The 261-nt window shown below is 69.3% G+C and carries 1 protein-coding gene; it reads right to left on the bottom strand.

Going from position 1 to position 261, the window contains the following annotated elements; translation table 11 throughout:
- Positions 1 to 202, bottom strand: a 202-nt coding sequence (locus AC5RV2_RS19300; protein WP_494093656.1) for a helix-turn-helix domain-containing protein, incomplete at its 3' end; no start/stop codon positions are given.
- Between the last annotated feature and the right edge of the window lie 59 nt (positions 203 to 261).

The raw sequence follows: 261 nt of genomic DNA, 5'->3' as shown, positions 1-261 counted from the left end.
TGATGCCGGCCAGCAGCTTGCGCAACCGCACCATCTCGGCGCGCAAGGTGGCGCCCTGGGCCCGCGGGTTGAGCTGGTCCGCCAGTTCCCCGGCCGTCAGGCCGGCGGGATGCAGGGCCAGCAGGGTGAGGATCTCCGTGTGCCGCTGCGACAACTCGATCCGCTGGCCGGCCAGTTCCAACAGCCCCTGGTCGCGTCCCATGATGCGGAGACCGGCCTTCGGGCCGGCTCCGGATTCGCCCACATATCTGAATACCACAC

Source organism: Arthrobacter sp. Y3225116 (assembly GCF_059091245.1).
Note: the sequence above shows the minus strand (reverse complement) of the source record. Positions and strands in the feature narration are given on the sequence as shown.